The sequence below is a fragment of the Streptococcus infantarius subsp. infantarius ATCC BAA-102 genome, from assembly GCF_000154985.1.
GTDB classification, from domain to species: Bacteria; Bacillota; Bacilli; order Lactobacillales; family Streptococcaceae; genus Streptococcus; species Streptococcus infantarius.
This window is the reverse complement of sequence record NZ_DS572690.1, coordinates 52848-75465: the sequence shown is the minus strand read 5'-3', so window position 1 is coordinate 75465 and position 22618 is coordinate 52848. Positions and strand designations below refer to the sequence as shown.

7 protein-coding genes and 8 pseudogenes are annotated in these 22618 nt (G+C 41.4%); 2 read left to right on the top strand and 13 right to left on the bottom strand.

Going from position 1 to position 22618, the window contains the following annotated elements; genetic code table 11:
- Positions 1-29: 29 nt before the first annotated feature.
- From STRINF_RS09895 to STRINF_RS04455, 3 genes and pseudogenes are all read right to left on the bottom strand, one after another.
- A pseudogene (locus tag STRINF_RS09895) lies at positions 30-2490 on the bottom strand (heavy metal translocating P-type ATPase).
- A gap of 12 nt (positions 2491-2502) precedes the next feature.
- A complete protein-coding gene (locus STRINF_RS04460; protein ID WP_039671262.1) occupies positions 2503-2958 on the bottom strand; it encodes a CopY/TcrY family copper transport repressor in 456 nt (151 codons plus the stop codon).
- Between the two features lie 162 nt (positions 2959-3120).
- Positions 3121-3504 (bottom strand): annotated as a pseudogene (locus tag STRINF_RS04455) (type I restriction endonuclease); the annotation flags it as partial.
- Between the two features lie 115 nt (positions 3505-3619).
- On the opposite strand from STRINF_RS04455, the pseudogene STRINF_RS04450 reads away from it, so the two are divergent.
- A pseudogene (locus STRINF_RS04450) lies at positions 3620-3994 on the top strand (arsenic resistance protein); the annotation flags it as partial.
- Between the two features lie 101 nt (positions 3995-4095).
- On the opposite strand, the gene STRINF_RS04445 reads toward STRINF_RS04450, so the two are convergent.
- The 9 genes and pseudogenes from STRINF_RS04445 to STRINF_RS04395 all read right to left on the bottom strand — a co-directional run.
- Positions 4096-5207 (bottom strand): IS3-like element IS981 family transposase gene (locus STRINF_RS04445; protein ID WP_115283784.1). Its coding sequence is split into 2 segments (ribosomal slippage): positions 4096-4991 and positions 4991-5207, totalling 1113 coding nucleotides; the frame shifts between segments, so codons are not numbered across the junction.
- 56 nt (positions 5208-5263) lie between these two features.
- Positions 5264-5854: pseudogene (locus tag STRINF_RS04435) on the bottom strand (relaxase/mobilization nuclease domain-containing protein); the annotation flags it as partial.
- Positions 5841-6206 carry a plasmid mobilization relaxosome protein MobC gene (gene mobC / locus STRINF_RS04430; RefSeq protein ID WP_006531827.1) on the bottom strand — a complete coding sequence of 122 codons (366 nt, stop codon included), beginning with the start codon at positions 6204-6206 and terminating at the stop codon, positions 5841-5843. The pseudogene STRINF_RS04435 and the gene mobC, both read right to left, overlap by 14 nt.
- Positions 6207-6215: 9 nt before the next feature.
- Positions 6216-6575, bottom strand: a pseudogene (locus tag STRINF_RS10135) (SAG1252 family conjugative relaxosome accessory protein).
- A gap of 665 nt (positions 6576-7240) precedes the next feature.
- Complete coding sequence (gene ltrA, locus STRINF_RS04420) at positions 7241-8482, bottom strand: group II intron reverse transcriptase/maturase (protein WP_006531823.1); 1242 nt, start codon at positions 8480-8482, stop codon at positions 7241-7243.
- 820 nt (positions 8483-9302) lie between these two features.
- Positions 9303-10871, bottom strand: a complete 1569-nt coding sequence (locus STRINF_RS04415; protein ID WP_006531822.1) for an ABC1 kinase family protein — start codon at positions 10869-10871, stop codon at positions 9303-9305.
- A gap of 9 nt (positions 10872-10880) precedes the next feature.
- On the bottom strand, positions 10881-11126 hold the full coding sequence (locus STRINF_RS04410) for a hypothetical protein (protein WP_006531821.1): 246 nt from the start codon (positions 11124-11126) through the stop codon (positions 10881-10883).
- Between the two features lie 138 nt (positions 11127-11264).
- Positions 11265-12086: pseudogene (locus STRINF_RS10130) on the bottom strand (IS5 family transposase).
- Between the two features lie 45 nt (positions 12087-12131).
- Positions 12132-12493 (bottom strand): annotated as a pseudogene (locus STRINF_RS04395) (transposase); the annotation flags it as partial.
- Between the two features lie 57 nt (positions 12494-12550).
- On the opposite strand from STRINF_RS04395, the pseudogene STRINF_RS09865 reads away from it, so the two are divergent.
- Positions 12551-12790 (top strand): annotated as a pseudogene (locus STRINF_RS09865) (transposase); the annotation flags it as partial.
- Positions 12791-12902: 112 nt separating this feature from the next.
- Here the strand turns inward: STRINF_RS09865 and STRINF_RS04390 are convergent.
- Complete coding sequence (locus STRINF_RS04390; protein WP_043878334.1) at positions 12903-22280, bottom strand: putative Ig domain-containing protein; 9378 nt, start codon at positions 22278-22280, stop codon at positions 12903-12905.
- Positions 22281-22618 lie beyond the last annotated feature (338 nt).

Below are 22618 nucleotides of genomic sequence, written 5' to 3'. Positions count from 1 at the left end.
GTTTAAATCCCAGATAAGCTACGTGTTTTCTAAACAACTGCTGGTTTGAATCGTCTTAACCGTAAAGCATTGAGCAAGACCGATACGGAGCTGAAACTCATGGCGAATGCCCCGCCAACATTGGACTCATCAATGGTCCGCCAAAAATATACAAAAGACCCATCGCAACTGGAATACCTACAAGGTTGTAAGCAAAAGCCCAGAACAAGTTTTGTTTAATGTTTCGTAGCGTTGCATGACTTAAATCAATCGCAGTCAATACAGCGGTTAAATCATTACGCATAAGGACAATATCAGCCGATTCAATCGCCACGTCTGTACCTGATCCAACTGCAATTCCAACATCTGCTTGAGCTAATGCGGGTGCATCGTTAATGCCGTCTCCAACCATCGCTACCTCCTTGCCTGCCTCTTGTAGTTTTTTGACTTCCTCTGCTTTATCTTCAGGTAATACTTCACTTAATACACTGTCTATACCCACTTGCTTAGCAATCGCTTTGGCTGTTCGTTTGTTATCTCCAGTAATCATGATTACTTCAACACCGCGTCTTCTAAGTTCTTTAACAGCCTTCATACTATTTTCCTTGAGTGTGTCAGCTACTGCGATAATTCCAGCTAGTTCTCCATCAACAGAGAGATACGTCGGTGTTTTTCCTTCGTCTGCTAAACGATCGGATTCTTTTTCCATGCTTGATAAATCAATCTTTTGCTCTAGCATCAGTTTACGGTTTCCACTGTACATATCTTTGCCCTCAATTTCAACTCGAATCCCGTGTCCAGGAATCGCTTCAAAATGATCTGGTTTAGCTAATATCATGTTCTCTTCTTTTGATTTCTGTACGATGGCTTCGCCTAATGGGTGTTCAGAACCTGTTTCACCGAAAGCTGCATAATATAAAATATTTTCTTTAGTAATAAGAGGAGTTACCAAAATATCCGTCACGATAGGTTTACCTTCTGTCAGTGTCCCTGTTTTATCAAATACAATCGTGTCTAAATTATGAGTGGTTTCTAACGCCTCACCACTTTTTATCAAGACACCATGTTCTGCCCCTTTTCCGGTTCCAACCATAATACTTGTTGGAGTCGCCAAACCTAAGGCACAAGGACAAGCAATGACAAGGGTTGTTATGATAACGGATAAAACAAATATTCCAGATTGACCTACAATTAACCAAGCAATCCCTGCTAAAACGGCTAATGCTATAACAATCGGTACGAAATATCCGGTAATGATATCGGCCATTCGAGCAATGGGTGCTTTAGACCCTTGAGCATCTTCTACTAATTTTATGATTTTAGATAGAGTTGTATCACTTCCCACTCGAGTCGCGCGGTAATCAATGGAACCATTTTTATTGATACTAGCCCCAATAACCTCGTCTCCACTTTCCTTTTCCACGGGGATACTTTCTCCTGTCAGCATTGATTCATCGACTGAAGTGCGCCCCTCAACAACAACACCATCTACAGGCATACTTTCTCCCGGACGAACTCGAATAACATCTCCTAAAGCGACTTCGTCCACAGTAATCTCTTGTTCCACACCATTACGTATTACTCGAGCTGTTTTAGGAGCCAAGTTAACTAATTTTTCAATAGCTGAGGACATTTGCCCCTTTGAGCGTTCTTCTAAAAATAGCCCTAATGTATGGAGCGTCAAGATAACTCCAGTTACTTCATAATAAAGTAAATTGGAAAAGTTGCCGTAACCCAGGCCTGTCTCAATTGTCGCAGCAAGGCTGTAAACAAATGCAGACGCCGTACCAAGCGCAATCAGGGGGATCCATATTTGGGTGACCTTTAAATAAAGTTTTAAATCCCTTCTGGAAATATTCCCAGCTTACTACCATTATCGGCAAAGTCAGAATAAGTTGTAAAAGAGAAAAATTAAATGCATTTATCATTGGGTCAACGATATTTGGTAGAGGCATACCTACCATTGGACCCATAGATATAATTAATACAGGGATTGTAAATATAATGGATATCCCAAAACGATTTGAAAGTTGCTTCATTCTTTTTTATCACGCTTCTCTGCTCGTGAATTATCTTGAGTATCCGTAGTCTCTAATACGGCTGCATAACCACTATTGGATACAGCACCAGTCACATCAGATACTGAAATTGCTGACGGGTTATAGGAAACTTGCATTTTTTCTGTCGCTAAATTGACTGAAGCTTTATCTACGCCCGACAACTTTCCGACGGCTTTTTCAATTGTCTGTGCACAGGATGCGCAGGTCATCCCTTCAATTGCAAAGGTTTGCGTCTTTCCCTCTTGGGCAATCAGTTCATACCCTGAATCATCCAACGCTTTTTGTAGATTTTTACCGAAAAAGTTGGTTCATTGTATTCTATACTCAACTTTTCTGTTGCTAGGTTCATGGAAGCCTGTGTGACCCCACGTACTTTTTTTGCCGCTTTTTCTACTGTCTGCGCACAAGACGCACAGGTCATACCTTCTATGGCAAACGATTTATTCTCCAATTTTTTCGCTCCTTATTCTCCATGATGATGTAAATGGCAATCGCATTGCCCTTCTGTACACTGACAATCCACTTCTTCTACTGCGAAAGCTTTTTTCATCTCTAATATTTCTTCTAGTCGCTGGATATCATCGAAGCTTAAGACATGATTTTCAATGATACTCCCTACTGCATTCCCGACATTCTTTCGACAAATACGGTTGAAAATATCGTCTGTATACTTTCCTACGGCTTCTTTCTCTTCAATATTGGCAGTATAAATAAATTTTCTACCTTCTTTCTCTGTATTTAGTACGCCTTTTTCAACCAGTCGACCTAAGAGCGTTTTGATAGTGGCTTGTTTCCAGTCCATTTTTTCTTTCAATATGGAGATGACTTCTTTACTAGTCACTCGACCATTCGCCCAGACTACACGCATAACTTCCCATTCAGTATCTGTGATATGAGGGCTAACTACTATTGTACTTATTCTCTTTTCCTCCTTATTGTCTACATGCGTAAACGTAAATGTTTGAGATAAGTTTACTATTGTAAACCATTCTTGTCAAGTCTTTTTAAAATAAATGTAACCATCTTGTTTTTTAAATAAATATAACCAGCTATTATTGCCTTTGTTTTCCTATCTTTACCCAATGATTGGGATCCCATTAATCAGCAAGCTCACATCTCCACGATCTACTCTAGAGGAATCTGGGAACACTTGGTGAACTACCTCATAAGAAGAAGTTCCTCCTGAGATATCCTTATTTCTAAAGGCTTCTAAAGTCACTTTTTTCCCATCTTCTCGCTCTAATAAAACTTGAGCCACCCCGTCTTCTCCTCTAAGCCATTGAGAAGCTAAAAAAGGCGTTCCGGTCAAACGTGAAAACTCGACTTTGACTTGCTTAAATTCTTTGTCCGTTAATAGTTGCTCTTCCAATACTGCTAAATTTATTCGGTTCAAATGGCCTCTAAAGTTTTGCCAAAGTGCTTCTTCCGACTTCAAGTCCGGACGATAAGTCCACTGATTTCTGATTTATACTCTTCTAGTAATTTTTTATCCTGTAAGGCTTGACGTTGTTGTTGGTCAAAAAGATTTTGCATATTACTTAATTGTTTAAATTGTTCATCTTTAGTGTTTTGTAAATCTTTTATCTGCTCTTTTATTTACAATTATTATGTTTGCAGTAAAAGGAGATAAAGTAGTAGAATTACCACTTGATGTAGTATTAATTGCGATTCCCCTTCTATTATACTTTGTCTTGATGTTCTTTATATCTTTCTTTATGTCTAAGAAAATGAGAACGAGCTATCCAGTAGCAACATCTCTTTCCTTTACAGCAGGAAGCAATAACTTTGAGCTTGCGATTGCTGTCGCTGTTGGTGTATTTGGGATTAACTCAGGCGAAGCCTTTGCTGCAGTAATTGGTCCACTTGTGGAAGTTCCAGTTATGATTGCTTTGGTTAATGTTGCACTTAAAATGAAAAACAAATACTTTAAAGATAAAGAAAAATTTGAAGTGTAGATGGAGGACTTTTAAATGAAATTCAAGTTTAACTCTTTTTCTTCATTTGACGTTAAGTCAAGTTTTTAGAGTAACAAACGTAGAATTTTAATCTATTTATTTTAAGCACTTACCTTTTCAAATTGATTAGGTGTAAGATACCCTAAACTTTGATGGATTCGTTTTGAATTATAAAAGGCTTCGATGTACCAGAAAATACTCTGATAGGCTTCTTCAAAGTTCTTATATTTAAATTGATACACCCACTCTCTTTTTAAATGTCCATGCCAAGATTCAAGACTGGCATTATGATAAGGGTATCCCCTTCGACTGAAAGAGTGAGTCATCCCATAATACTTAAGCAACTCTTCATACTCTAGACTCGTATACTGGCTTCCTTGGTCAGAATGAAGAATAACAGCTTCTGGATAGTCTTGTGATTTAATGGCCTTATTTAAAGTTCTTTGCACTAATTCTACAGTCATTCGCTTGCCCAAATCCCAAGCAATGACTTTTTTAGTATAACGATCCATAATGGTTGAGAGATAAGCCCATCCTTGTTGAGTAGGAATATAAGTAATGTCGGTTGACCAAACCTTATTTTTCTTTGTAGGTTCAGTCTGTATGAGATTTTTTCGATTGATGTGATCACTTAGTGAGTATGCAGGCTTAAATTTCTTAATGACTGCAGACTTGAGTTGAAGTTGCTTCATTAGCTTCTGTACCAGTTTTAACCCGACTTTTTCCCCTTGTTTAAGTAGAAGATGATGAATTTTAGGAGCACCATAGATTCCTCGGTTAGCATTGAAGAGTTGAGAAATTTTGAGTGACAGGTATTGTCTCCTTAATTGAGTTTTAGATGGATGTCGGTTAATCCGTTCATAATAACTTGATTCAGGAACATCAAGGAGTTGACAGCTTAGTCTGACATTGAGTGCTAAAGTTTGTATGGTTTGAGCCATATCCGCAGCACTCACTTCTTTTTCTCGGCGAATATGGTCAATACTTTTTTTAAGATATCTCGTTCTTCCTTAACTTTAGCCAGTTGTCTTTTTAATTCTAGAAAATCAGCTTTAGAGACGGAGCTTTCATTAGATGTAGAGTAGAGGTCTATCCATTTATAAATTGTTGCAGGGGCCACGTCGTATTCTTTAGACAGCTGGGTGACGGATTGACCAGAATGATAGAAGGCGATAAGGGTTTCTTTAAATTCTTTTGAGTAGCGTTTTTGCATGTTTTTGTCCTTTGTCTAAATTATACAATAGTGACTCTAAGATTTAAGGATAACATCAGACGTTGCTTTAATTCAAATTTATGACTAGACTGCCTATATTTATGATACTCACGGTATGAGAAACGCTTTTCAATAATTTTTGCCCCCACCATTTTAGAAATACGATCTGAAATCATACGTAAAATTCGTTCTAAGGCATAATTCCATATCAATTTTTTATCTGAATTACTGTCTATGGCGTTGATTAGGATGTGATTATGAACATGATTTTTGTCTGTATGAGTCGCTACGATGAAACGAAAACGACCTCCTGTCAATTCCATCATAGTCTCGTAACCAATACGGTTAATTTCTTCAGGTGTCAGATTATCCTCAGGAGAAAATGATTGAATGAGGTGATGGGCATGGATATTTTGTTGATGTTTTTCTTGTCGGTCATTTCTGGATTCGTACAACTTGTCGTTATTGGTAAAGTTGACATTGTACATTTCTACCATTTCTTCATAGCTGGGAAAGTCTAAGTAATTGCTCACGCCAAAATCAGATACCAATTTCAAATTGTCCGTTTTATCAGGATTGAGAATATACTTAATTAAACGCCTACGATATTTTTTTCCGTGCGTCGCAAAATGCTTAGTGATTACCATAGAACTCCTTCAGTCTTTTCACTTCCACTTGAAATTCTCTATCCACTTCCTTAATTAACTCTCCGACTCCTTTACTCAATTCTTGTAACTGTTCCTGAGAAATCAAATGGCTTTGGTTAATAGCACGCGCAATTTGATTAGTGTTATTTCCAATCCGTCTCAATTCAAACACTAACTGATCATAAGTATCCGTGTTAATTGTGATAAAAGACATATTGGGATTGAGCAAAACTTTTCTAGCATAGACTGAAAAATTTTGACAATGACTCTTAGCAATTCGTTCATTCAATTGATGTAACTCTGAATCTGTTAGAAATACTTTTTTGAGATTGGTACGATAACGATAAACCATTACTCCCTCCTAGCCCACATATTTTTCACGAAACTCACGACTGAGTGGCTGTGCTTGATTGACTTCCGCAATCAATTCTTGAACGCAAGTCAATAAGATTGAGACGTGTTCTTGAGTCACTTGATGATTTTCTCTTGCGACAACTAGAACTTCATACACATCTCGACTAATTTATTCAAACTTTTGAGACTGCCAAAGGGAGAACCATTCTTTGGCAGCTAACTGTTTGTCATCAGTCATCAAAATTTTATCCCTGACGAATGGTGAAAAGTGACGATAATTATCAACCTCCATCATTTTTTCAATCTGTTTTAGCTCATCTGCGGTTAGATTTACCTCTTTTCTAATGTCACGGTACTGTTCAGACATCTCTTTCCCTCACTTTCATCCTTTCTCGGGTAAACCCCGACCCCGTGTGTCATACGAGAAATTTCTTAAAGTCCTTGTTCGGTCTTTGCGAGCTCAGGCATTGTGGTCACAATACCCAAAAAATCATATCGCCAGCCTACCAAAACCTTCCAGTTTTGACAGCCAACGATAAGATAACTTGGTGGTTTCGCCCCCAAATCCCCAATAGAAAATCAAACTTTGATTTTCTTAGGAATGATATTAGGATAACAAAGATGATTTGGAAAAGTTATCACAAAAATTGGTATAATGTTAGGATAAAACTACTTATTGAAAGAGGTTATTCATGGATAAATCATCTAAGCAAATTGAAGAAGAAGCTGTCGATTTTTTTAAATTGGCACTAAAAAATCTAAACATATTAACCGAGAAATTTCTGAAGGAGATAGAGAACCTATCTGGGACGGTCATATCTATTTTTACAAAAATGTAAAAAAATATCGATTTAGTTGAAAGAATCCCTATTCAAGTTAAGAGTAAAGATAGTTTTTATAATGAAAAGAAGGATATCCAGTCATAACCATCTGTGAAAATAGTTGATTTATACACTGCGGGAAGTCGATCGAGTAGGGACAAATTTCTAGTCCCTCTCACACCACCGTGCGTGCCGTTCGGCACACGGCGGTTCAACTAACTTTTTTTAACGCATGTCGTTTTAGACAATAATCTAGGCAAGAAACCAGTCCACGTTTAGCGAGGACTGGTTTTGATATGGCACGTTTCAATACAGACCTCTGAGCCACTAATTGATAATGGTCTCCCCAGCCAGATACTTTATCCGCTATCCACTTCGGTACTCCTAATTTGAGAAGTCCCCATAATCGCCTAGATTTCTTCTTCCATTGTTTCCAGATAATAACTCTTATTCGAGTTCTTAATCGTTCATCAAGGCTTTCCATGACTGATTTCATGTTCGTCATAGAAAAGTAGTTTATCCAACCTCGGATGACCCAGTTTAGTCGCTCAATTCGGTTGTCTAAGTCAATACTCCACTTACGGGCTGTTAGTTTCTTGAGTTTTCTCTTGAAACTCTGTACGCTATCCTGATGCGGACGACTTTTCCAGCCCTCAGATGATTTCCAGAACCCAAATCCTAGGTACTTTAATTTGCTCGGTCTCACAATCTTGGTCTTAGTCATGTTGACTTTCAAACCTAATCGTTTTTCAATGTAACGACTAATTGAATGCATCACACGTTTAGCCGCTGCCTCACTACCAACTGTGATGATACAGTCATCTGCGTAGCGGACAAAGCGAAGCCCTCGACTGTCCAACTCTTTGTCTAGCTCATTAAGCATGATATTGGACAGGAGCGGTGATAAATTTCCTCCCTGTGGTGTTCCAACTAGTGTTTTATGCCACTGTCCGTTAATGACCACCCCTGAATGAAGGTACTTACGAATCAGAGATTCTGTATCCCCATCCTGGATTATGTTATGAACAAGTGACATCAGTCTATCTTGAGGAACGGTATCGAAAAACTTCTCAAGGTCTATGTCCACTATCCACTCATAGCCGTCATTAAGATATTCTAATAACTGGATAACGGCATGTTCGCAGGACCGATTGGGTCTGAATCCGTAGCTCCTCTCAGAGAAATAGGGTTCACAAATGGGACTAATGACTTGGACAATAGCTTGTTGTATCATTCTATCCATGACCGTTGGGATACCTAACTGACGGACTCCGCCGTTAGGTTTGGGAATTTCAACTCGTAAGACTGGCTGAGGTTTGTACTTCCTCTGCTTTATGAGTTCTTTAGTTGAACGCCAGTGTTTGCGGAGATAGTCATCTATTTCGTCAATGGTTAAGCCGTCAATTCCTGCAGAACCTTTATTAGCTCTAACTTGATTGTAAGCGTCCAACATATTTGAACGAGATAGGATATTATCTAGTAACTATGACATGTGTGTATTCCTTTCTTGTTTCGGTGTCTGTAGGATATCTTATATTGGCGAACTTTCTTCTAGTCAATACGTGACCGCCTCCAGTTCTATCAGACCGTTCTTTTACAGACACAAGTGAAGTAAGTATACTCCGGTTAATAGTTCAGCCCTTCGCTCCGTTTCCATTACAGAAACTTCATCGCTACTATGACCTCGGCTGACTTCTCATGATTCGTTGTTACTACGTCTTATTGACGCTCATGAGACCTCACGGGATAAGTCGTACATCTTTCCTCATTTACACTCGTGATTTACGCATATAGGTTACGACTACCTTTTTGGACTTTAATGTTCTTAGCCACCTTGTCCGCTATATATGCCTTCGTATCACGTTTCTGTTCGTAGTGCCACGATTTCGCTATCCCTTCCTCTCCCCGCTACCTCACGATAGTCAGGCTTGGGAGTCGCTATTGGGTTCACCGGTAGCGGGTGCCTGCAGAGGACTTTCACCTCAGATGTACGACATGCCCGTCGTACTAAGAAAAATGCACAGGCTATCCAGTGCATTTTGTTGTTCTAACAAAATAATTAATTATCTTTAATATCACAATTCTTGTCTATAGGCATTTTTGAGAAGAGCAAGTATAAATATGAAAATCTGTCTTTTTTCATATAAAAATTTCTGATTTAGGATAAATATAATCGAATAAATTAGCTTTCAGACAAGGAACTGAGGTGCAGATAGTACTAGAGTAGGGCAAACCGAAAGTGACGATGTCTCAAAGCTAATAATGACTATATCCTACTCCCTAAAAATTCCAACAAAAATCCAAATCAGAACCAGTCCTGCAAGTACAAACAACAGTTTAGACATATCAAGCATCTCTGCATTTATACTGAGCAAACTGGCGCTAATCAGAAGCGCTAGAAAAACCAAGCTCAGTACAAAACGATTAGCCATCCTCGTCACGATTTTGATACGATTGTTATAATCGTATAAATCATGATTAATCAAAATGCGACCGTTTAGGATTTGTTCCAAAAGCTGATTGGCTCGTCTAGAAATGTTTTTACCGTTTTTGAGCAGGTAAAAAAGCTCGATTAATAGCGTTTCCTTATTTAAGGCCTGTTCGAGCATGTCTGGCCCCATATTTTCGATGAAATAATCCTTGGCTAGAGTCATCAAGTCCTTATCAGGTGCTAAGTCTCGGAAAATCCCCTCAATTTGTAGCGAAGCTTTTTCCAAGATCGTTATCTGAGGGGAGGCCTTGAGATGATTATTGACAAAAACTTTCACTAAATCTTCCAGCAAATAGGTAATCGATAAGGCTCCCAAATTTAGGCTGGAATACTTATTAAGCATACGCTCAACATCTCGACTCAGCTCCGCCTTGTTCATTGAAGTATCAAGGTTGGTTATTGTCAAAATGCCCTGAGTCATACCATCAATATCCTGAGCCGTAAAACTATACAGAATATCATTTAGAGCAGCTCGCATGTCATTTTCTAAATGACCCATGATACCAAAATCGATAAAGTAAATCTGCCCATCCTTGATGAGAAGATTTCCAGGATGTGGATCACCATGGAAATAACCATCCTTAAGAACCTGCTTGATAAAGGACAACTTGAGCTTCTGCCCAATATCCTCCAAATCATAGCCCGCATGAACCAAATCTTCGTAGCGATTGATTGGAATCCCTTGGATAAATTCTTCGACCACCATATGAGAGGTCGTCAGCTCATCATAAACCTTAGGAACAGCCACACATTTTACCCTGCGATTAAGCTCAGCAAACTCAAGCAAGGCCTTAGCTTCATTACGGAAATCAATTTCAGTAGTCAGACTATCTTTTAGTTGGTAGAGAACATCTGTCAGATTAACCATGGGAATGAGTCCTGATGGCATCTTTTTCGACAAACCAATCAACAAAGACAGGTCTTCATCAACAATTTCTGCCAGATGTGGTCGCTGAATTTTGACCACAACCTCTTGGCCTGTTTTCAAAATGGCTCTATGGGTCTGAGCGACTGACCCACTTGCCAATGGCCTCTCATCTATTGACTGAAAAACATCAAATAAGGGTTGTGTCAGCTCTGCTTCGATTGCTGACATGACAAGCTCCTTGTCTAATGGAAGGACATTGCTTTGAAGTCTGGTCAATTCCTTAATATAGGCATCAGGTAATAGGTCACTGCGCGTCGATAAAATCTGCCCAATTTTGACAAAACTTGGTCCCAACTGCTCAAAAGCTAGACGCAGTTTAGCTGGTGCCATCTGCTCATCCAGTGGCTTTTTTCGCTCTTTTAAAGTCGTAAAGCCTACCGAACTAAAAACCCTAACAATTTCTCTCAGGCGTTTATTTTCCATAAAATAAACCTATTCTTTACTTTCAGAAGTCCGGTGTTGTAAGAGCGCATCTAATTTATTCTCAAGACGTGAGAGATCATCTTTGGTAGCGTACTGCACCTTTTGTGTTTTTGCATTGACCCTATCAAAGACACCTTGAACCTCTGCTTGCCCTTTGCGTTTGAGTTCGGACTGTAGCTCCTTACCTTCTTCAACGGTCAAGCGCCCTTTCTCAACCATGTCTTTAACAAAAGCATCTGCTTTTTCCAAAGTCATCGATATTAGACCAATTCCAGCCAACAAATATTCTACTACTTTTCATAAAAAAGCGCTTACATTTAAATTTTTTGTCTGAATTTACTATATAAGAGCACAATTAAACTTATAAAATTTTCTAATAGACTTGTTCGGTAACTACATCACCTCATGGTTGATGATACCACAAATCAACTAACTCCGCTCTTAATTCAAACCGTTTTCTACGATTACGATAAGGCTGTGCCATGATTTAAAGGTTTTAAATTTGGCATTAAAGTGCTCGACTTCAATACGCATTTTAGCTATCTCGCGATTCAACGGCTTATCCTCTTGGGTTAAGGGGTGATTTCTAGAACGTTTAGCAGGAATAAAGGTATTTTCGTGAAATTTCAAGATGCCTAAATACCCTAAATCTACGAAAACAAGGGTATTTTGGGGCAAACTATAGTCAATACTCTCCTTAAAAAGGGTAAAATCATGCGTATGACCATCTGAAAAAGCCAATTGACAAGCACGATGGCTAGTCAAATCAAGCATGATTTGAGTTTTTATGGTATGTCTTTTCTTTTTACCAGAATAATTCTTGCTTTGGTTTTTTAGGGCGTTGAATGGGACTTTCAGTGACATCTATGGCAACAGTGGCGCTAGGTGCTTCTAAGTGGTCTAAATTAAAGAGACCTGAAGAACGAAGGGTGTCCTCTACCCATGTAATGGTCTCATTGACAGTTGCCACACCTACACCAAAATCAAATGCCAACTAGCGTTGAGTCGGGTAATAGCGTAAGTAGCGCAAGGTCATGATGAGCTGCTCTTCCATACTTAGACGGCGTGGACGTCCTCCTTTCTTTTTCGGTGTTGCTCTTGATAAGCGTCAGTGAGACAATCAAGCATCAGTTGAAACGTCGCTTTTTTAACACCTATCAACAATTTGAAATTCTCTGAGTTTAATTTTAAGGCTTTTTCGTATGTTGTTTCCATACCTTTAGTATACCACCTTTAAGTTACGAACAAGTCTATTACTACAAAGCTGGAACGAGGAATGTTCAAGCATTGACACATGGCTGAAATGCTGTATTTGTCCTTGTTAGCGGTGATTATTTCCCTTTTCGTGCCATAATCACCGCCGCTTGCTTTAGGATATCAACCTGCATTTCAAGCTCTTTATTGCGTTTTCTGAGTTCCATCAACTCACGCTGTTCATCTGTCAGATTATCAACAGTTTTGAAGGAACCAGTTGTTCTTGCTTGTTTAACCCACTTGTCAAAGCTAGACGGGGTCAAGTTATACTCTTTGATAATCTCGCTTCGCTTCATACCTGCATTGTGTAGGTCAACAATTTGTTGTTTAAACTCATCTGTGAAATGACGGCAAATTGTTCTAGACATATCTGTTCTCCTCTTTAGTGTAGAACACTTTATAAATTCTGTCTAGTTTAATTCAACCTTAACCTTGTCAATCCTGCCTTCAAGACTGTTTTTAAGACCTTTCTAAAGTATAAAACTTATATCACGAACGCCATTGAGCTACCCTATACCAACGCTAAACTGGAAGCGACCAATAAACTCATCAAGGATATCAAGAGACAGGCTTTCGGGTTTAGGAACTTTAAGAACTTTAAAACTAAGATATATATTGCTTTGAATATACAAAAAGAGAGAACGAAGGTCGTTCTCTCTAGGTAGAAGCTTTTATTTCGTCCTCTCTAGGTGTTAGCTTTTCATCTACCCACTACGGTTGACAAAGAGCCTGACAAAGAGCCTTTTTCATCAGCCTAATTGTAGCTGATAAAGAGCACTACTCCTCATCTTCTTTATTGCGTTTCTTTCCAGAGACTAAAAGTCCAGAAAGTCCCAAAAGTAGAGCTCCAATGATAGGAAGACTTGAAGAATCCTCAACTCCTGTTTCTGGAAGCATTGCTTTTTTCTCTTCTGTAGGAGTAGTTGGAGCAACAGTTCCTTTATCATGAGTCGGAGCTACTGGAAGGTTGGTATCTGGTGTCTTCGGATTCTTATCATCCTCATCCTTGATACCATCGTTATCATCATCTGGATCGGTCACATCTGGATTACCATCGCCATCTGTGTCACGTTGAACCGTGATCGTGATGGTCTTAGTAGCTTCGTTACCAGCTCCATCGGTTGCCTTGATTTCTACTGGGAAGTCTCGGCTTTCTTCCGTTGTGCCCCAATCGGAAACCGTTGGTGTGCCTTCAATCGCTTCTGTCGCTGGGTTGTAGGCCAAGCCATCTGGTAAGCCAGTCACATCATTTGGATCGATGGCAATGGTGTCATCATCCTCATCGGTAACCGTTACTGGGATTGGGCTGATTGGTGCTTTTTCTGTGACGGTCGCATCATCTGCTGTGATCACTGGAAGGTTGGTATCTGGTGTCTTCGGATTCTTATCATCCTCATCCTTGATACCATCGTTATCATCATCTGGATCGGTCACATCTGGATTACCATCGCCATCTGTGTCACGTTGAACCGTGATCGTGATGGTCTTAGTAGCTTCGTTACCAGCTCCATCGGTTGCCTTGATTTCTACTGGGAAGTCTCGGCTTTCTTCCGTTGTGCCCCAATCGGAAACCGTTGGTGTGCCTTCAATCGCTTCTGTCGCTGGGTTGTAGGCCAAGCCATCTGGTAAGCCAGTCACATCATTTGGATCGATGGCAATGGTGTCATCATCCTCATCGGTAACCGTTACTGGGATTGGGCTGATTGGTGCTTTTTCTGTGACGGTCGCATCATCTGCTGTGATCACTGGAAGGTTGGTATCTGGTGTCTTCGGATTCTTATCATCCTCATCCTTGATACCATCGTTATCATCATCTGGATCGGTCACATCTGGATTACCATCGCCATCTGTGTCACGTTGAACCGTGATCGTGATGGTCTTAGTAGCTTCGTTACCAGCTCCATCGGTTGCCTTGATTTCTACTGGGAAGTCTCGGCTTTCTTCCGTTGTGCCCCAATCGGAAACCGTTGGTGTGCCTTCAATCGCTTCTGTCGCTGGGTTGTAGGCCAAGCCATCTGGTAAGCCAGTCACATCATTTGGATCGATGGCAATGGTGTCATCATCCTCATCGGTAACCGTTACTGGGATTGGGCTGATTGGTGCTTTTTCTGTGACGGTCGCATCATCTGCTGTGATCACTGGAAGGTTGGTATCTGGTGTCTTCGGATTCTTATCATCCTCATCCTTGATACCATCGTTATCATCATCTGGATCGGTCACATCTGGATTACCATCGCCATCTGTGTCACGTTGAACCGTGATCGTGATGGTCTTAGTAGCTTCGTTACCAGCTCCATCGGTTGCCTTGATTTCTACTGGGAAGTCTCGGCTTTCTTCCGTTGTGCCCCAATCGGAAACCGTTGGTGTGCCTTCAATCGCTTCTGTCGCTGGGTTGTAGGCCAAGCCATCTGGTAAGCCAGTCACATCATTTGGATCGATGGCAATGGTGTCATCATCCTCATCGGTAACCGTTACTGGGATTGGGCTGATTGGTGCTTTTTCTGTGACGGTCGCATCATCTGCTGTGATCACTGGAAGGTTGGTATCTGGTGTCTTCGGATTCTTATCATCCTCATCCTTGATACCATCGTTATCATCATCTGGATCGGTCACATCTGGATTACCATCGCCATCTGTGTCACGTTGAACCGTGATCGTGATGGTCTTAGTAGCTTCGTTACCAGCTCCATCGGTTGCCTTGATTTCTACTGGGAAGTCTCGGCTTTCTTCCGTTGTGCCCCAATCGGAAACCGTTGGTGTGCCTTCAATCGCTTCTGTCGCTGGGTTGTAGGCCAAGCCATCTGGTAAGCCAGTCACATCATTTGGATCGATGGCAATGGTGTCATCATCCTCATCGGTAACCGTTACTGGGATTGGGCTGATTGGTGCTTTTTCTGTGACGGTCGCATCATCTGCTGTGATCACTGGAAGGTTGGTATCTGGTGTCTTCGGATTCTTATCATCCTCATCCTTGATACCATCGTTATCATCATCTGGATCGGTCACATCTGGATTACCATCGCCATCTGTGTCACGTTGAACCGTGATCGTGATGGTCTTAGTAGCTTCGTTACCAGCTCCATCGGTTGCCTTGATTTCTACTGGGAAGTCTCGGCTTTCTTCCGTTGTGCCCCAATCGGAAACCGTTGGTGTGCCTTCAATCGCTTCTATCGCTGGGTTGTAGGCCAAGCCATCTGGTAAGCCAGTCACATCATTTGGATCGATGGCAATGGTGTCATCATCCTCATCGGTAACCGTTACTGGGATTGGGCTGATTGGTGCTTTTTCTGTGACGGTCGCATCATCTGCTGTGATCACTGGAAGGTTGGTATCTGGTGTCTTCGGATTCTTATCATCCTCATCCTTGATACCATCGTTATCATCATCTGGATCGGTCACATCTGGATTACCATCGCCATCTGTGTCACGTTGAACCGTGATCGTGATGGTCTTAGTAGCTTCGTTACCAGCTCCATCGGTTGCCTTGATTTCTACTGGGAAGTCTCGGCTTTCTTCCGTTGTGCCCCAATCGGAAACCGTTGGTGTGCCTTCAATCGCTTCTGTCGCTGGGTTGTAGGCCAAGCCATCTGGTAAGCCAGTCACATCATTTGGATCGATGGCAATGGTGTCATCATCCTCATCGGTAACCGTTACTGGGATTGGGCTGATTGGTGCTTTTTCTGTGACGGTCGCATCATCTGCTGTGATCACTGGAAGGTTGGTATCTGGTGTCTTCGGATTCTTATCATCCTCATCCTTGATACCATCGTTATCATCATCTGGATCGGTCACATCTGGATTACCATCGCCATCTGTGTCACGTTGAACCGTGATCGTGATGGTCTTAGTAGCTTCGTTACCAGCTCCATCGGTTGCCTTGATTTCTACTGGGAAGTCTCGGCTTTCTTCCGTTGTGCCCCAATCGGAAACCGTTGGTGTGCCTTCAATCGCTTCTATCGCTGGGTTGTAGGCCAAGCCATCTGGTAAGCCAGTCACATCATTTGGATCGATGGCAATGGTGTCATCATCCTCATCGGTAACCGTTACTGGGATTGGGCTGATTGGTGCTTTTTCTGTGACGGTCGCATCATCTGCTGTGATCACTGGAAGGTTGGTATCTGGTGTCTTCGGATTCTTATCATCCTCATCCTTGATACCATCGTTATCATCATCTGGATCGGTCACATCTGGATTACCATCGCCATCTGTGTCACGTTGAACCGTGATCGTGATGGTCTTAGTAGCTTCGTTACCAGCTCCATCGGTTGCCTTGATTTCTACTGGGAAGTCTCGGCTTTCTTCCGTTGTGCCCCAATCGGAAACCGTTGGTGTGCCTTCAATCGCTTCTATCGCTGGGTTGTAGGCCAAGCCATCTGGTAAGCCAGTCACATCATTTGGATCGATGGCAATGGTGTCATCATCCTCATCGGTAACCGTTACTGGGATTGGGCTGATTGGTGCTTTTTCTGTGACGGTCGCATCATCTGCTGTGATCACTGGAAGGTTGGTATCTGGTGTCTTCGGATTCTTATCATCCTCATCCTTGATACCATCGTTATCATCATCTGGATCGGTCACATCTGGATTACCATCGCCATCTGTGTCACGTTGAACCGTGATCGTGATGGTCTTAGTAGCTTCGTTACCAGCTCCATCGGTTGCCTTGATTTCTACTGGGAAGTCTCGGCTTTCTTCCGTTGTGCCCCAATCGGAAACCGTTGGTGTGCCTTCAATCGCTTCTGTCGCTGGGTTGTAGGCCAAGCCATCTGGTAAGCCAGTCACATCATTTGGATCGATGGCAATGGTGTCATCATCCTCATCGGTAACCGTTACTGGGATTGGGCTGATTGGTGCTTTTTCTGTGACGGTCGCATCATCTGCTGTGATCACTGGAAGGTTGGTATCTGGTGTCTTCGGATTCTTATCATCCTCATCCTTGATACCATCGTTATCATCATCTGGATCGGTCACATCTGGATTACCATCGCCATCTGTGTCACGTTGAACCGTGATCGTGATGGTCTTAGTAGCTTCGTTACCAGCTCCATCGGTTGCCTTGATTTCTACTGGGAAGTCTCGGCTTTCTTCCGTTGTGCCCCAATCGGAAACCGTTGGTGTGCCTTCAATCGCTTCTATCGCTGGGTTGTAGGCCAAGCCATCTGGTAAGCCAGTCACATCATTTGGATCGATGGCAATGGTGTCATCATCCTCATCGGTAACCGTTACTGGGATTGGGCTGATTGGTGCTTTTTCTGTGACGGTCGCATCATCTGCTGTGATCACTGGAAGGTTGGTATCTGGTGTCTTCGGATTCTTATCATCCTCATCCTTGATACCATCGTTATCATCATCTGGATCGGTCACATCTGGATTACCATCGCCATCTGTGTCACGTTGAACCGTGAGGACAACAACTGTATCAACGCTTTCTAAGATACCTGCAGGAGTTGTTACGCGATTACCTAATGCATTGTAGCTCTCTACTGTCACAGGAATACTGAATGTACGTGATGTTTCATTGTCATTCGCCCAATCTGTAACAACAGCTGCACCGCTTATATAGCCACGATCATTGATTGAAACGCCTGTCAAACCTGTAGGTAAAGTTCCTTGAACGCCTTTAGTGTACGGCTTATTGCTATCAACAACTTTTTCAGAAGCAATACGCGCTTTTTCAGTAACTGTTTTGGTTTTTCCAGTTGCTGTCAAATCTGTAAAGACTTTTGATGTGCTATCTTGTCTATCTGGAATACCGTCATTGTCATCATCAGAATCTGTTTTATCTGGAATGCCATCACGGTCTGTGTCGCGATCTACAATAATAGTAACATTTGTCTTAGCTGTTTCGATAAGTCCTGTTTCAGGATTATTAAATGCTACTTCAACAGGAACAACAAAGCTTTTAGTTTCAAGAGTTCCCCAGTCTGCCACTACAGGAGTACCTGTTAATTGACCAGTTGAGTCAATGTCAAGTCCTGTTAAGCCTGTAGGCCAAGTCACTGAAGTCACATCAGATGGTTTTTTGTTAATCGTAACCGCTTGAGTAGCAGGAACCGCAACACCCTCCATCGAAGTGATTGTTTTTCCTGTTGCTGTTAATTTGGTGAAGACTTTTTGTGTGCTGTCTTCTCCATCTGGAATACCATCGTTGTCATCATCCGGATCCGTCACATCTGGATCGCCATCGCCGTCCGTGTCACGTTGAATTGTAACCGGAACATAAACTGTGACAACTTCAGAGGTTGAATTACCAGTTGGTCGGCTAACACTCAAGGAAACGCGGACAGGAATCTTAACATCACGGGTCTCATCAGTTACACCGTACCAGCTTGGAGCCTTAGGTGTTCCCACAATGACACCATTGGCATCAACAGATAAGCCATAAATTGCACTTGAAGTTAGTTTGGCTTCTGTATAATTAGGGGTAACGACGACTTTATCTGAGTCAACTTTTGCTTTATCAATAAAAACATTTGAGGTCTCTACTTTTGCACTTAGTTTTTCCGCCCAGAGCGCATACAAGGTCATGTGATCAGCCGAGATTTTTTGCCCTGTCTTATACTGACTAGTCGTTGATGTTTGGTCCGTGGTCCATCCAATCAAATTATATCCCGGACGGTTGTATCCTTGATTACGAACGTAGAAAGCTTGATTCTTACGATATTCTGTATTGATAACACGACCATTTCCTCCATTTGGATCAAAGGTCACAGTCACTTTATCAGTCGTAGGATCAGTAACCCACTCTGCAAAAAGCTCCAAACTACTTCCTGCAAAATCGTTGAATTGAAGCTCATGCTTAGGTAAATAGCGCGTTCCTTTTCCATCTGCTTTTGTGTTCCAACCGACGAAGACAAGCCCCTCTTTCGGTGGTGTCATAGCGCCTGGATCAGCAATCGCGATATTTTCTTTGAACTTCAAGTCTGAAGTTGTTGGAGGATTTGCACCACCATTGGCATTATAGTTAAGGGTTTTGGTTGGGTAGTTCCAAACAGGTACATAGATGGTACCGTGCTTAGAAATTTGTAGCGTAGATGGGTTTACACTTTCCAAACGGCCATTAACAAGTCTATACCATTCTGGTTGCAAGGTAGTGCCATCATAGTTAAGCTTGTCATTCACAGTAAGTGTGCCATCGAAGGTACGGCTAGTATCTACAATCGGAGTTCCGTTTGGATCAACTTTAACAGAACCATCGCTATCGAGAACACCGTAGAATACTGCTCCTTTATCAGTTATTGTTTTACCTGGATCAACCAAGAGCACGTATTTATCATTCGAAACACTCGTATCAAGAACGGTTTCATTATGGACGATAACAGGAATAAACTCTTTTTCCCAGATACCATAGTAAACCAGTCCACCAGCCGGCATTTTAATGTTAGAAAAATCAACTGGATCGCCTAAGCCGTTTTCGGTATCATACCACCCTTTGAAGAGATAAGTTACACCGAAAACATCCGTTTTCTTCGTAACATACTGCTTATAATCCGACGGAACAACCGGACTTACTGAGTCTAGGTAGGCTAAGTTTTCAGTCTTGACCGTTCCGTTTGCATCATTGGAAACAAACTTAACATCATAACGCTTTTTACGATAGTAAACTACCATATCTTCTGTAGTCAGCTTGGTTCTGGCAACACCTTCAGCCTCATTTTGGAACTTAACAAAATCGTAACCTTCCATAGGGGAGTAAATATATAGGTTACCAGCAACCCCATTGATTTTGAAAGAAGCAAACTCCTTATTTGTATCAATGTCCACCATTTTTACGGTAGGCGTTGCATTAATTTGCCTAAACACATCCTCTTTAATGGTTTCATCAAAATTATATTTAGGCAAGATTGGACGACTATAATAGATATTACGCGTTTCATTTTTCCAACCAACAACATTAGGCTGACCAAGATATTGAGTTAAGGGTTCGCCCCATTTAACATTTGCTGTTATCGTCAAAAACGCAACGTCACTTTCAGTAAAACTTACTGCCTTTGATGGAACTGAGTTTTTATATTGGGTTACAGTCCCATCTGTTAACATAATGTAACCTTGTGAATTACGCTTTGCATAAGTAACAGTCAACTGTGTTTTTTTGCGTTCATAGTAAACATTTAAAACAGACTCACCGTCTCCATTAATCGTAACAGATGGTTCTTGGTTACTTGACAGAACATACTCAGCCACTAGAGCACTCGGCATGGTAGATGTGATAATAGCCTCTGTCGTACCTGTCAATTCTTCAACAGAGCTAACAGCATAATTAATACCAGCAAATGTCCGTGTTCCACTAGGTGTTTCTACAAGGTGAACAACTTTATACGGTGTATCTGTACGTGGTTGCCATTGCGCCTTAAGATTGTAATTACGTGTTACTTCGGCATTAATATCTACTGCCTTATTTGTAGACTTATCCAACCATTGAACAAAATCATAACCTTTACGTTCTGGAGTCGGTAACTTCCCTCCAGGGGAGTTGCTGGCTAAAGAACCATTATCAACATACATATTGTCAACTTCAGTACCACCCGCAGAATCAAAGTTGATGATTTTCTGATTTTTAACAACCGCATGAAGTTCTAAGTCGTTCGTAACAGGTGTGCTAAAGTCATACGCTTGCGCACCGTTAGCTGTTGTTGACCAATGAGAAAAGACGGTTGAATCTTTTGGCGATAGGAAGACGACATCTTTATCAGTTACCGTTTTACCAGCCTGCACTTCTTTAACACGAATAATGACACCCTCATCATCTTTAAAGACAACCCGACGGCTATTATTATAGCGCGCTACAATACGCACCAACTCTTTGTTGTCTCCACCAACGGTAGTATCTTTTTTGAAACTCGTCGGTGTTGTAAAGTCAACTTTGGTATCCTCACCTTCGATATACCATCCCAAGAATACATCTTCCCCTGAGGAAGGAAGGCTTGGTTCACGCAAGGTTTCTCCGATACGAACATACTGAGTTCCCAAGAGCTCATCATTGCTATAGAACTCAACAGCTGTGATATCCGTACCTTCAGTACCTGTATCTGCTGGTGTAGCATCCTCTACATTGAAAGTGATTTCATTAGTCGCACCTTCAGTGATAAGCATCGTTTGATTAGCCACAGGCTCTAATAATTTATAACCATTTAAAGCCGTCGTTGTCTCAATATCTACCGGTGCTTCTTCTACTGTCGCTGTTGCAACTTCATCAGTTGCTTCAACTTCTTTTTCTTTGTCTTCTCGATAAACTGCATCTCCGTTTTCATTCTTATAGACAACGGAATACTTGATAATTACCTTACGTGTACGACGAGACACTTTGAAAACAATTTCGTTAGCACCACCATCGGTCACTTCTGCTTGTTGAGACGTTTCTCCCTCCAAACGATATGACGAAAGGTCGGCAACCGATACCATATCTGTTGCATCCACCGTTACTTTTGCTGAAGCTGTTGTACCTGCAGGAACGTTTTCAACAGTCTGAGTCTCTTCACGACGATAGATTTCTTTGCCGTCTCCGTCTTTATAGACAACAAAGTACTTAATCGCCACTTGACTCTGTTTCGGTTTAACGGAAAAAGTTACCTCTGTATTGGCACCTTCTGTTACCGTTGCCTCTTTGCTATCCGATTCAGCCAATTCATAGTTTGCCAACTCAGATGCGCTTGTCATATCAGTAGCATTTACCGGAATAGTCGCGGAAGCGGAACTTTGTTCAGTTGTTTCTGTGGTCGTGGTCCGTTGGACACGGTAAAGTTCTTTGCCACTCGCATCTTTGTAGACAACGACATAATTAATCGTTGCCTGACGAGTTGCTTTTTCTGCAGCTGCCGGCGTCTTTCCTGACTCAGGAGTTCCAGTCGTCTCAGTGCCTGAAGTTGCTTCGGTGCCAGAGGCTGCTACCGTGCCTGAAGTTGCTTCAGTACCAGACGCTGCTCCCGTGCCTAAAGTTGCTTCAGTACCAGACGCTGCTCCCGTGCCAGAGGCAGCCTCATTACCTGAAGCTGCTTCTCCTCCCGTGGCAGTCACTTCAGTACCAGTCGCTGGTGTCTCTGCCTTAACAGTGTTTGTTCCAAGAACCCCCACCAATGCAATACCAATCAATACCGACGCAATTCCATTATTGAGTTTTCGGATAGAAAAGCGTTGCCTTTTATTCCAAAATTCCATAAGATCCTCCAAATATCCTATTTGCAAATTGTTAGCATAAATAATTACATATTTCTAATGTTTTTCACATCAGATACCCTCACTTCTCGTGTCTGCGTTAACAATCAGTAAGAATTGCATTTGTGTAAACTATTAATAGATTACAATTATATCACAAAAATGCTCCAATTACTCCTCAAAAAGCTCCTCAAAAATCAATTAAATCACCTAAAGTAAATTCTGGACTGAAGGTAATTATTAAAAATACCATCATAAGTATTAAAATTTTTAAAGTGATGATTAGCCATTCTTCTTTTTATTAATTCATTGACCTAGTCAAGCATTTTTGTAACACTAGT

What these genes read in the sequence shown, in the direction of transcription:
- mobC (WP_006531827.1), bottom strand. Translation starts at nt 6,206, where the DNA reads ATGGTTTATCGTTATCGTACCAATCTCAAAAAAGTATTTCTAACAGAT.
- ltrA (WP_006531823.1), bottom strand. Translation starts at nt 8,482, where the DNA reads ATGTTGGACGCTTACAATCAAGTTAGAGCTAATAAAGGTTCTGCAGGA.
- STRINF_RS04415 (WP_006531822.1), bottom strand. Translation starts at nt 10,871, where the DNA reads ATGGAAAATAAACGCCTGAGAGAAATTGTTAGGGTTTTTAGTTCGGTA.
- STRINF_RS04410 (WP_006531821.1), bottom strand. Translation starts at nt 11,126, where the DNA reads ATGACTTTGGAAAAAGCAGATGCTTTTGTTAAAGACATGGTTGAGAAA.
- STRINF_RS04390 (WP_043878334.1), bottom strand. Translation starts at nt 22,280, where the DNA reads ATGGAATTTTGGAATAAAAGGCAACGCTTTTCTATCCGAAAACTCAAT.